General features: G+C 33.5%; 10 protein-coding genes, 1 pseudogene and 1 other annotated feature. Of the genes and pseudogenes, 10 read left to right on the top strand and 1 reads right to left on the bottom strand.

Annotated elements, in window-relative coordinates:
* The 5 genes and pseudogenes from Q0E86_RS10280 to Q0E86_RS10300 all read left to right on the top strand — a co-directional run.
* Positions 1-408: pseudogene (locus tag Q0E86_RS10280) on the top strand (hypothetical protein); the annotation flags it as partial.
* Between the two features lie 50 nt (positions 409-458).
* Positions 459-667 (top strand) — a binding site (T-box leader).
* Between the two features lie 41 nt (positions 668-708).
* Positions 709-2,238, top strand: a complete 1,530-nt coding sequence (locus Q0E86_RS10285; protein ID WP_295756851.1) for an ABC transporter substrate-binding protein/permease — start codon at positions 709-711, stop codon at positions 2,236-2,238.
* Positions 2,231-2,965 carry an amino acid ABC transporter ATP-binding protein gene (locus tag Q0E86_RS10290; RefSeq protein WP_295756859.1) on the top strand — a complete coding sequence of 245 codons (735 nt, stop codon included), beginning with the start codon at positions 2,231-2,233 and terminating at the stop codon, positions 2,963-2,965. The genes Q0E86_RS10285 and Q0E86_RS10290 overlap by 8 nt, the downstream gene beginning before the upstream one ends.
* Positions 2,966-3,025: 60 nt before the next feature.
* Complete coding sequence (locus tag Q0E86_RS10295) at positions 3,026-4,786, top strand: M3 family oligoendopeptidase (RefSeq protein WP_295756852.1); 1,761 nt, start codon at positions 3,026-3,028, stop codon at positions 4,784-4,786.
* A gap of 89 nt (positions 4,787-4,875) precedes the next feature.
* On the top strand, positions 4,876-5,655 hold the full coding sequence (locus tag Q0E86_RS10300) for a hypothetical protein (RefSeq protein ID WP_295756853.1): 780 nt from the start codon (positions 4,876-4,878) through the stop codon (positions 5,653-5,655).
* Between the two features lie 14 nt (positions 5,656-5,669).
* Here Q0E86_RS10300 and Q0E86_RS10305 read toward each other — a convergent pair whose 3' ends face one another.
* A complete protein-coding gene (locus Q0E86_RS10305) occupies positions 5,670-7,109 on the bottom strand; it encodes a sensor domain-containing diguanylate cyclase (RefSeq protein WP_295756854.1) in 1,440 nt (479 codons plus the stop codon).
* A gap of 239 nt (positions 7,110-7,348) precedes the next feature.
* Here Q0E86_RS10305 and Q0E86_RS10310 point away from each other — a divergent pair, with 239 nt between their 5' ends.
* Genes Q0E86_RS10310 through Q0E86_RS10330 form a run of 5 tightly spaced genes read left to right on the top strand, consistent with a single transcriptional unit; the run spans position 7,349 to position 12,098 of the window.
* On the top strand, positions 7,349-7,606 hold the full coding sequence (locus Q0E86_RS10310; protein ID WP_295756855.1) for a TM1266 family iron-only hydrogenase system putative regulator: 258 nt from the start codon (positions 7,349-7,351) through the stop codon (positions 7,604-7,606).
* A complete protein-coding gene (hydE, locus tag Q0E86_RS10315) occupies positions 7,599-8,642 on the top strand; it encodes a [FeFe] hydrogenase H-cluster radical SAM maturase HydE (RefSeq protein ID WP_295756856.1) in 1,044 nt (347 codons plus the stop codon). The genes Q0E86_RS10310 and hydE overlap by 8 nt, the downstream gene beginning before the upstream one ends.
* Before the next feature lie 22 nt (positions 8,643-8,664).
* The gene (hydG, locus tag Q0E86_RS10320; protein ID WP_295756860.1) at positions 8,665-10,107 is read left to right on the top strand and encodes a [FeFe] hydrogenase H-cluster radical SAM maturase HydG; all 1,443 of its coding nucleotides are present in this window, start codon (positions 8,665-8,667) and stop codon (positions 10,105-10,107) included.
* 1 nt (position 10,108) lies between these two features.
* Complete coding sequence (hydF, locus tag Q0E86_RS10325) at positions 10,109-11,281, top strand: [FeFe] hydrogenase H-cluster maturation GTPase HydF (RefSeq protein WP_295756857.1); 1,173 nt, start codon at positions 10,109-10,111, stop codon at positions 11,279-11,281.
* Between the two features lies 1 nt (position 11,282).
* Positions 11,283-12,098, top strand: coding sequence for a M55 family metallopeptidase (locus Q0E86_RS10330; protein WP_295756858.1), 816 nt, complete (start codon positions 11,283-11,285; stop codon positions 12,096-12,098).
* Positions 12,099-12,332 lie beyond the last annotated feature (234 nt).

Below are 12,332 nucleotides of genomic sequence, written 5' to 3' on the forward strand. Positions count from 1 at the left end.
TGGAAGAAAATAATAGAAGATTTTCAAAAACTGCATGAAAATGAAGAACGAATGGAACTACAACTTGAACTTGAAGAGCTTCAAAGAGCAAAAGAAGAGGTTCGAAAATTACAAGAAGAAACTCGAAAAGCACAAGAAGAGACTCGAAAAGCACAAGAAGAGACTCGAAAAGCACAAGAAGAAGTTGAAAAGAAATCAGAAGAAGTTGAAAAGAAATCAGAAGAAGCTCGTAAAGACAAAGAAGAAGCTCATAAAGAGAAAGAAGAAGCAAGAAAGGCAATACTAGAAGCTGATAAGAAAGTGGAACAGATGGTTCGTAAGATGTATGAATCTGGATTGAGTCTTGAACAAATATCTGCGTATTGTTCACTAAATGTGGATGAAATTGAGTTGTTGATAAAATCATAAATTTTCTGTTGCATTTAAAAAAATGTTTGTTTATAATAAAGCCATCCTTTGTAAAGGCAATGAAAAGAAGAAGTAGTCGTGGATGCTGCTGATAGTGAGTTCCTGATGGTGGAAATGGAACAGTAAGCACAGGGTGAACGTGTCTTAGAGCTAAGCTTTCGAAGATTGAGGAAGCTTCGGATACTCCCGTTATGAGTTAAGGGCCTGTACATTCGTGCAGGAAATAAGGTGGTACCGCGATTTTATAGTCGTCCTTGTATATTCAAGGACGGCTTTTTTTTTAGAAAGGAATAGGACAACATGAAAAAAGGATTTAAATTAATTTCGGCATTTTTAGTAAGTTTTATGATTATGATGTCTAGTATTATGCCTGCATTTGCCGATGAAACAGACACATCAACAACAGGCGATTTGTTAGACAAAATTCAAGAAAGAGGAGAATTGATTGTAGGAACATCTCCGGATTTCCCTCCTAATGAATTTATTGATTCGACAAAAACAGGACAAGCTCAATATGTAGGTTCTGATATTGAATTGGCTAAATATATCGCAAAAAAGATGGGTGTTAAACTAACAATCAAGGCTTCAAGTTTTGATACAGTTTTGGCAAACCTTCAAACAGAAGAAATTGACTTAGCTATTACTGGATTGGCTTATACACCAGCTCGTGCTCAACAGATGGAGATGTCTATTGGATACAATATTAATGAAGATACTGGTGGACAGGCTGTTATTATTTCTAAAAAAGATGAAGAGAAATATAAAAAGTTAACAGATCTAACTGGTTTAAAGGTAGCTGCTCAACAAGGATCGATTCAGCAACAATATACAGAAGATCAAATTCCAGACGCAAAACTACAATCCATTTCAACAATTGATGATGGTGTTGCCCTATTAAAGAATGGTACTGTACAAGCGGTTGCTTGCTCTGAAGGTACAGCCGATGAATATGTTGAAAAGAACTCTGAACTTGCGAAATCAGATGAATTATTTAATATTGATCAAGATTATGCAGGAAACCGTGTAGGTGCTCCTTTAGGTGAAAAAAGATTGATGGATGAAGTCAACAAAATCTTAAAGGAAGTCAACAAAAAAGGCTTATATGAAGAATGGTATAAAGCAGCGAAGAAACAAAGTAGTGAACAATTCACATTAACCGCAACTGGATTCTTTGGAACATGTGTTCAAATCGTTCAATATTGCTGGCCACAATTATTAAAAGGTTTAGGCATCACTTTAGGACTTGCAGCTATTACCGTAATCTTTGGTACAATTATTGGTGGATTATTTGCCTTAGTAAAACTATCAAAGAACAAAATCGTACAAGCAATTGCCGGTGTTTATGTAGAATTAATTCGTGGTACACCACTATTACTACAATTATGGTTATTCATTAATATCTTCTCTTATTTGACAAATGGAAATATGCCAATGATCGTCAGTGTAATCATTGCGTTGATTATCAACTCAAGTGCATATGTGGCTGAAATTATTCGTTCAGGTATTCAGTCAGTAGATAAAGGTCAAAGAGAAGCCGCTAAATCACTTGGTATGTCAAACGTGCATATGATGACTAAAATCATTATTCCTCAAGCTATCAAGAATATCTTGCCTGCTTTAGGAAATGAATTTGTCATGATGATCAAGGAAACATCTTTGGCAAGTACATTCTATATTGGCGAATTAATGACAGTAAATAGTGTTATTAAATCAGCTACTTATAAATCCATTGAACCATTAGTAATTGTTGGTTTGATCTACTTTATCGTTACATATTCACTATCAAAATTAATTAAATACATGGAAGGGAAGTTGAGTGTCAGTGACTAAGGAACTAATTGTCGTAAAAGACTTACATAAAAATTTTGGGGATCTTGAAGTATTAAAAGGAATTGATCAAATCATTCATCAAGGAGAAGTTGTTAGTATCATTGGACCTAGTGGTTCGGGAAAATCTACTTTCTTACGTTGTCTAAACTTATTAGAAAAACCATCTAGTGGACAAATTATTTTTGAAGGGGTGGATATTGCAGCAGAAAATGTGGATATTGATACACATCGTAAAAAGATTGGAATGATTTTCCAACACTTTAATGTATTCCCACATTTAACGGTTTTAGAAAATATTACGATTACACCGATCTTAGAACTTAAAACACCAAAGGAACAAGCTGAAAAAGAAGCTATCGAATTGCTTAAAAAAGTCGGCTTGGAAGATAAGAAGGATGAATATCCAAGAAAATTATCAGGTGGCCAAAAACAGCGTCTAGCCATTGTTCGTGCTCTAGCTATGCATCCAGATGTAATCTTATGTGATGAACCAACGAGTGCATTAGATCCAGAAATGGTTAAAGGTGTACTTGAAGTTATTAAAGAATTGGCAGATCAAGGAATGACAATTGTGATTGTAACTCATGAAATGGGATTTGCCCGCGAAACAAGTGATCGCGTATTATTTATGGATGAAGGTATTATTCAAGAACAAGGAACTCCAGAAGATATTTTTGAACATCCACAAAATCCTAGAACCATCAAATTTTTATCGCAAGTATTATAAGCTTGGGCACATGCTCAAGCTTTTCTTATGGTATAATCTAATAAACTGGAGGAAATTGATATGAACGTAGAATGGTCATTAGACGTATTGTACAAGGGATTTGATGATCCTAAATTTAGTGAAGATTTGACTTCTTTTGAAAAAAAGGCAAAAGAATTAGATGAACTTTCAAAGACTTTAAGTCATGAAAATGAGAAGGAAGATCTTCTAAAAATTGTTAAATTATTAGAAGAGTTTGAATTATTAGAAAAACATTTGAGCTGCTTTGGCTTTTTAAGTCAATCCACAAACACGGCAAATGCGAAAGCGGCAGCAGCTATTGATAAAGTAGCCACAATCGCAAGTACAGCCAGCAAGGCTATGGCCGTATTCTCTCGCTATATTGCGGATATGAAAGATTTAAATAACTATTTAGATTGTCCAGAACTTTGTGAATACAAATATTTCTTAAATGATATTCACGAAAGTGGAAAATATTTGTTGAGTGAAGATGTAGAAGAAGCGCTTGCCAAAATGAATATTTCTGCAGGAGCAGCTTGGGAGAAGCAACAAAGTCTATTAACAAGTTCTCTTGAAGTGGAATATGATGGAAAAAAATTACCATTGGCATCGGTTCGTAATCTAGCTTATGATGCAGATAAAGAAGTTCGTAAAGCTGCCTATGAAGCGGAAATCAAAAGTTATGCACCGATTGCGGATGCCGTTAGTTTCTCATTGAATAATATTAAACTACAGGTTATCACGGAAGCAAAAATGCGAGGATATACAAGCCCAATGGATATGACACTACATCAATCTCATGTATCCCAAAAAACATTAGATGCACTTTTAAGTGCTATGCAGAAATACTTGCCTGTATTCCACAAGTATTTGAAAAGAAAAGCTGAAATGCTTGGATATGAAAATGGACTTCCTTGGTATGAATTATTTGCGCCAGTCGGAAAATCAGCTACTACAAGTTTTACACCAGAAACCACAAAAGAATATTTAGTTAATCATTTTAGACCATTCTGTGATGAATTGGCCGATATGATGGAAGAAGCTTTTGACAATAGCTGGATCGACTTTTATCCACACAAAGGAAAAGTGGGAGGAGCTTTCTGTTGCAATATGCCATTTGTGAAACAATCACGCGTTCTAACTAACTTTGATGGAGGACTAGGAGACGTAGTTACTTTGGCACACGAACTTGGACATGCTTTTCATGGGTTGAATATTGAAAGTCATAGACCATTGAATTGGGAATATTCTATGCCAGTAGCTGAAACGGCAAGTACATTTAATGAAAATATCATTATGAATGCAGTAATTGATGAAACAGAGGATAAAGAAGTTAAACTAGGTTTGATTGAAAATCAGCTTCAAGATTTATGTCAAATCATCTGCGATATTTATTCGCGTTACTTATTTGAAAAAGCTGTATTTGATCGAAGAAGTGATGAATTCTTATTTACAGATCAATTGAATGAAATTATGTTGGATGCACAAAAACAAGCTTATGGAGATGGACTGGATCCAACTTGTTTACATCCATATATGTGGGTATGTAAATCTCATTACTATTCTTCAGATTTAAGCTACTATAACTGGCCATATGCCTTTGGTGGATTGTTTGCGCGAGGCTTAGTTGTGAAATATCAAGAAATGGGTAAAGAAGAATTTGTTCCAAAATATAAGGAAATGTTACACACAACAACCGTTGCTTCTGTAGAAGATACAGCTAAAGTATTGGATATTGATTTAACGGATGAAGCATTCTGGATTTCTGCATTGGAAACCGCAAAATCAAGAATTGAAGAATTTATTGAATTATCGAAATAATTGCTTGGAAACAAGCAATTTTTTTCTGCAAAAGTTCACAAATGATGATATAATCTATTGCGTTCGAAATTTTTTCTGGGGGAGATTTAATGAGTACAGAGATGTTAATGAAAAATAGAGAACGTTTTATCAAAAACGTAAATAGTAATGAGAATGGTGCAGCTGCACTTTCTTTAAGATTATTTTGTTACGCTAGATTTATGGCTGTAAAAAATCCATATGCAGAAACGCATGACTGGGTATATGAAAACGAATTGACAAGTTTACAAGCTGCTCAATATGTATTTCGTTTATTGGATGAAAGTACTGAAAGACCATCCATGGATTTGTTGATTCGTAAATTAAAAAGTGTTCGTTTGGTTCGCGATAGTGAGATGAATGGCAGAAAAATTTATGTCATTAAATTCACAGATATCGAAATGGAAGAATTGATGAATAAGAGCATTATTGACAAGCCAAGTGAAAAGATATTGAAAGAAAAGAAGTCTTCTGTAAAGAAAGAAAAAGAAGAAGTCGTAAATTCATCTTGGAAAGAAGTGTTCTTAAAAAATAGTAAAGGTGAAAACTTACAGATGTTACGTTTCTGGTTCTATATTCAGTATAATGCTGAAAAGAATGGTAAGAAGTATATTTCAAAAAGCCAGGCATTCAGTGAAGGCGCTATTGAGTATGTATATAAGGGAATCCCTAAAAAGATAGAGGTTTTAAAAGACTTATTTGTGTTGATGAAACAATTAAAATTAGTTAAAGAAGATGTAGTTAAAAACGAAATCGTAGTTCGTCCAGCCAAATTAGAAGGTTTAGAAATTAAGGATTATATTAAGGATAAGCCTGTTGATTTAATGAGCTTTAACTATACGAATGTATAAGAAAATGACGAGATTTAGTTCTCGTCATTTTTATATATTTTATAATTGTTTTTGCCTGCACGCTTTGTCTGGTACAGCGCATGATCGGCATGGCGATACAGTTCCATGAATGTTGTTCCATCTTTAGGGGCAAAGGCAATTCCAATGCTGATGGATAATTTGAAATCTTTTAATTCTTCAATCTTTAATTCATTGACCTTTTGAAGTAGAGATTGAATTCTAGATTCAGCGATATTTTCATCTTGGATTAGAATGATAAATTCGTCACCACCAATTCTTCCAACTATGTCCGTTTGCCTAAAATGATTCTTAAATAGATTGCCTAATTTTTTTAATACGATATCACCTACGGCATGTCCATAATTATCATTCACCGATTTAAATTCATCCACATCCAAGATCAAGAAACAGAAGTGCTCATTTTGTTTGATTTTTTGATCAATGAGTTTTTGTGTTGTTTCTTTATTGTAGACAGAAGTTAATGGGTCAATTTCAGATAAATGAATCAAATACTTATTTTCTCTTGAATTTGAGTGAGCCAAATAAATCATCAGACTTAGAACGATTAAGCCTAAAAATGTTGCCAACAACGTTTCATAATGCGTAATAAATGTGTAAGATTCTTGAGCAACATGAACTGGAACAATGTAACAAATCATCCAATCATTGATTTTTAATGGGGAATAAGCTAAATATAAAGATTTATTTTTTTCGGTTTGTATTTGGATTAAATCTGATTCTTGTTGGTTGAAGTCTGTTTTGACTTCCTTTTCATCACAAATATCAAATAAATTATCTATTGTTTTTATATTGTGCTTTTTTTCGTACTTCTTGTCTCTAGTGATTAGATTTCCATCTTGATCAACAATAAAACTTTTTCCTTGTCCCTCAAACAAATCATCAAACAACATATTTCCTAGCTTTGTGACATTATAAGAACCGCCCACAACACCTATGACTTGATTATTTTTATAAATGGGTACACATAAGATGACACGTGTTTGTTGATCGACACTACTTTCTAAGGGGTCTGAAAGAGATTGTTTGCCTTGCATCGATTCTTTAAAATATCTTCGATGTGCAACATTTTTAACTACATTATTATCATATAGTGCATTTCCATCTGAATCTATGATTGCGGTACGATTTAAGTCTGTGTTTTCCATGAAGGCTTTAATTAAAGATATATTATCTTCTGAAAATAGGTCTTTAGATTTTGATAATTCTTTTGCTAGTACATTTAAATAGGAATAGTTGATATTTAAAATTGTATTTAAGTGTTCGCTTTGTTGAGTCACATTGGTAATGAGTGTTTCTCTTGAATTTTTTTCAACGGAAGATTGAACAACATTAAAAAATATAGAAATTCCAATCGTAAGAGTGATGATGAAAATGGTAATTGCGTAAATATAGTTTTTAACGAATTTTTTTGGTTCGAAATATTTATCTTTCATAAGGAAGCTCCTTTCGTCTATTATATCAAGAAAAATGTTAAAAGAATATTAAATTATATGTGACTAACCATAATTTGTGAAATCAATCACATTTTAGTGTATTATATAAGATATAAAGAAATTTGCTCCCAACATTAAGAGAATTCTGCGTGAAAGGTGCTTATAAGGTTTTGTAAGTAGAACTATAGCTATGCTCTTTTTGTGTGGAGTATAGCTTTTTCTTTTAGAAGGAGATGAATATGGAAACACGTGTTGCCGTTATGGGAATTATTGTAGAAGATACAAATGCAGTGAATCTTTTAAATGAAATTTTACATGAATATAGTGAGTTTATCATTGGAAGAATGGGTATTCCTTATAAACAGAAACATATTAGTGTTATTTCGATTGCGTTAGATGCCCCACAAAATACAATTGCTGCTTTGGCAGGTAAATTAGGAAATATAGAGGGAATTAGTGTGAAAACTGCCTATTCCAATGTGATTAGCCATGATTGAGGCTTATCGATTGATTGATAAACTTGAAAGAGAACACTCTTTAAGTTTATTAGAATATAAAACTTTAATTGAAGCCGAAAATGAAGCTTTACGATTATATGTCGCAAACAAAGCTAAGAAAATCGCAAATTCTATATATGACAATTCAGTCTATGTACGTGGATTGATTGAAGTAGGAAATTATTGTCGTAATGACTGTTTTTATTGTGGTATTCGAAAATCAAATTCCAATTGTGATCGATATATATTGGATGAAGAAGATATATTGAGTTGCTGCAAAGAAGGATATAAACTTGGCTTTCGCACTTTTGTGCTTCAAGGTGGTGAAGGCATTTATAAAAAGGATTTTGTCACAAATGTTGTTAATAAGATTCGTAATCTATATCCAGATTGTGCCATTACTTTATCTTTAGGAGAAGAAGATAGAGATACATACAAAGCTTGGTTTGATGCAGGAGCTGATCGTTATTTATTAAGGCATGAAACGGCTAGTAAAGATCATTATGAAAAGTTGCATCCAAAGAATATGTCATTTGATCATCGTATGCAGTGCTTAAAAGATTTAAAGGAAATTGGCTATCAAGTAGGCTGTGGCTTTATGGTGGGTTCACCCTATCAAACGAGTGAAACTTTGGCTATGGATTTGAAGTTTATTGAAACGTTTAAACCGGATATGTGTGGAATTGGTCCATTTATTTCGCAAAAGGATACACCGTTTAAAGATATGGAAAGTGGAACTTTGAATCAAACTTTATTCTTATTAGCTTTGATTCGTTTGATTCAACCAAATATCTTGCTTCCGGCTACAACAGCACTTGGAACAATTGATCCAAAAGGAAGAGAAAAAGGGATTCTTGCCGGGGCCAATGTGGTAATGCCTAATTTATCGCCGGTAAGTGTTAGAAAAAAATATGCGTTGTATGATAATAAAATTTGTACTGGTGAAGAGTCAGCCGAATGTAAAGATTGTTTATCGAGACGTATGAATTCGATTGGTTACAAAATTGTAACAGATCGCGGAGATATAAAAAAATAAAAGAGGAGAAACAAAAATGAGTATTTATAATCCAAAATCATTAAAGGCAGAAGAATTTATTAATCATGAGGAGATTCTTGAAACGATTGAATATGCTGAAAAGAACAAGCGTAATGTAGAATTGATTGATTCAATTTTAAATAAGGCTCGTCCTCAAAAGACGGAGCATGGCGTTCATTGTGAAGGTTTGACACACCGTGAGGCAAGTGTATTATTAGCTTGTGATATTCCTGAAAAAGTAGAGGAAATGTATAAGCTTGCCAATGAAATCAAACAAGCATTTTATGGAAATCGTATTGTGATGTTTGCCCCATTGTATTTATCCAACTATTGTGTAAATGGATGTGTATATTGTCCTTATCACATGAAAAACAAACATATTAAACGTATTAAATTAACTCAAGATCAGATTCGTGATGAAGTTATTGCTTTGCAGGATATGGGACATAAGCGTTTGGCTATTGAAGCTGGAGAAGACCCAGTTCACAACTCAATTGAATATATTTTAGAATCTATTAAAACAATTTATTCAATTCAACATAAAAATGGTGCGATTCGCCGTGTCAATGTAAATATTGCAGCTACAACGGTTGAAAACTATCGCAAGTTAAAAGAAGCTGGAATTGGAACATATATTTTATTCCAGGAAACATATAATAAGAAAAGCTATTTAGAGTTGCATCCAACAGGACCTAAACATGATTATGACTATCATACAGAAGCTATGGATAGAGCTATGGAAGGTGGAATTGATGATGTTGGTTTAGGTGTATTGTTTGGTCTAGAAGGATATCAATATGAATTTGCAGGGTTGATGATGCATGCAGAACACTTAGAAGCTGTACATGGTGTAGGGCCACACACAATTAGTGTGCCTCGTGTAAAACATGCAGATGATATTGATCCAGATACATTTGATAATAGTTTGGATGATGAAATCTTTGAAAAAATTGCGGCATGTATCCGTATTGCCGTTCCGTATACAGGAATGATTATTTCAACGCGTGAATCTCAAGAAGTGCGTGGAAAAATGCTTCATTTAGGTGTTTCTCAAATTAGTGGGGCAAGTCGTACATCTGTTGGTGGATATACAGAAGAAGATCGTCCTCACGATTCAGAACAATTTGATGTATCCGATCAAAGAACATTGGATGAAGTTGTGAATTGGTTGATGCAGTTAGGCTATATTCCTTCTTTCTGTACGGCATGTTATAGAGAAGGAAGAACAGGAGATCGTTTCATGTCTTTGTGTAAGACAGGACAAATCCAAAATTGTTGTCATCCAAACGCATTGATGACTTTATGTGAATATTTAGTTGATTATGCGAGTGAAGATACGAAGAAGATTGGTTTTGAATTGATTGAAAAAGAATTAAATAAGATTCCAAATGCGAAAGCTCAACAAATTGCTCGTGAAAATGTAGACGCAATCAAATCTAGTAATCGTAGAGATTTTAGGTTCTAATATGTCGGATTTAAATAGTGCAGTAAGTGCGAATCGTACACACATTGGATTTTTTGGTTTAAGAAATGCCGGCAAATCCAGTGTAGTCAATGCGATTACCGATCAGAGTATGTCTTTAGTTTCGAATATTAAGGGAACGACAACAGATCCTGTAAAGAAATCTATGGAAATCTTGCCGATTGGTCCTGTTGTGATTGTGGATACTCCGGGTATGGATGATGAAGGAACTTTGGGTGAGTTAAGAATCAAAAGGACATTAGAAGTATTAAAAGCAATTGATATGGCTGTATTGGTTGTGGATGCAAGTGTGGGTCTACAAAAAGTAGATCAAGATTTGATTGACATGTTTAAAGTAAATAAATTGCCATATTTCATTGCGCTTAATAAGTGTGATTTGATTAAAGAAAAGAAGGAACTGGCTTCTAATGAAATTTATGTGAGTGCTCTAAACAATGAAAATATAGATGGATTAAAAAATTTGTTGGCTAGTGTCGTAAAAAAACAGGAAGAAAAAACAATCATTGGTGATTTGATTGAAACGGGTGATGTCGTTGTGCTTGTGATTCCAATCGATCAATCTGCGCCTAAGGGAAGATTGATTTTGCCTCAACAACTTGTGTTAAGAGATATCTTGGATCATCATGCGATTGGTATGACTTGTCAGGTAGAAGAGTTGGAAGAAACCTTAAAGAAGGTTACTCCTAGACTTGTTATTACGGATTCCCAAGCTTTTAATAGGGTAAGTCAAATTGTGGATACATCTATTCATTTGACTTCTTTCTCCATTCTTATGGCACGTTTAAAAGGAAGTTTAGCTACAGTACTTGAAGGAGCTAATAAGTTAGATCATCTACAAGATGGAGATTGTATATTGATTAGTGAAGGGTGTACGCATCATAGACAGTGTGGTGATATTGGTACAGATAAGCTTCCAAAATGGATTTTGAATTATACAAAGAAAAATGTAACTTTTGAATTTACTTCAGGACATGGATTTAAGGAAGATCTTTCTAAATATAGTGTTGTGATTCATTGTGGTGCATGTATGTTAAATGAAAAAGAAATACAGTCTAGAGTGAAAGAGTGCAAAAAACAGGGTGTTCCTTTCACAAATTATGGTATTGCGATTGCGAAAATGAACGGGATTTTAGATCGTTCTGTAGAGGTATTTTAAAATGAAAAAAATATATATTTCAGCAGATATTGAAGGTATTTGGGGAAATAGTAATCCGGCAAACACAGCTAAAAATGGATATTTATATTCTGAATATTGTACAAATATGATGAATGAAGTCAATCTTGTGATTGATTTATTATTTCAAAATGGAGTCGAAGAAGTGATTGTGAATGATAGTCACGGAAATATGGATAATCTTCTTCCTTCTAAATTAGATCCTAGAGCAGCTTTTGTAGCGGCAAACGGAGCCTATAAAGAATTTGGTATGATGGAAGGTTTAGATGATTCTTTTGATGGTGCAATGTTTATTGGTTATCATTCTCGTTGTAACTCACCTGGTGTAATGGCACATACAATTTGGGGTACAATGGTACGAAAAGTTGTCGTAGATGGAAAAGAGCTTGGTGAAAGTGGTATAAACCGATTATTAGCAGATGAATTTGGTGTACCAGTTATCTTGGCAAGTGGTGATAGTGAATATGGTAAACAAGTAGAAGAAGAACTTGGATGTGTATTTGTAGAAACAAAGAAAACATTGAATAATCAATGCGCTTTGTGTTGTAGTTTTAATGAGTTAAAAAATAGATATACTAAGGGTGTTCAAGAAGCTTTAAAAGTTGATGTGAAACCAACATTGTCTTCACCTCATACAATGGACATTACTTTTCATCATAGTCGTAATGCGGATTTTGTATCACGAATGGATAATGTAGAAAAGATAGATGATTGTACGGTCCGTATAAAAAAAGAAACATATAAAGAGTTATATGCGTTAATGCGTTTTGTGATCAAAGTATGTAATGCGTATGCTTAGAAACAAAGAAACCATTCTAGTGTTGGTGTCTAGAATGGCTTCTTTTTGTTTATTATTTTTTTTTAGGAGAGAGATATGAATATTGGTTTATTTCTATATTCATTGCCTTATCTTTAAGGCACTTATAGAATACCATTCTATGTTGTCATAAATTTCTTATAACTTTGGTAAATGTTGTGAAATCAAAATGAATTATGTGAAATTGTCAAAATATGCATCTTTTCTAAAATTTCC

The sequence above is a fragment of the uncultured Holdemanella sp. genome (assembly GCF_934754935.1).
Classification (GTDB): Bacteria; Bacillota_I; Bacilli_A; order Erysipelotrichales; family Erysipelotrichaceae; genus Holdemanella.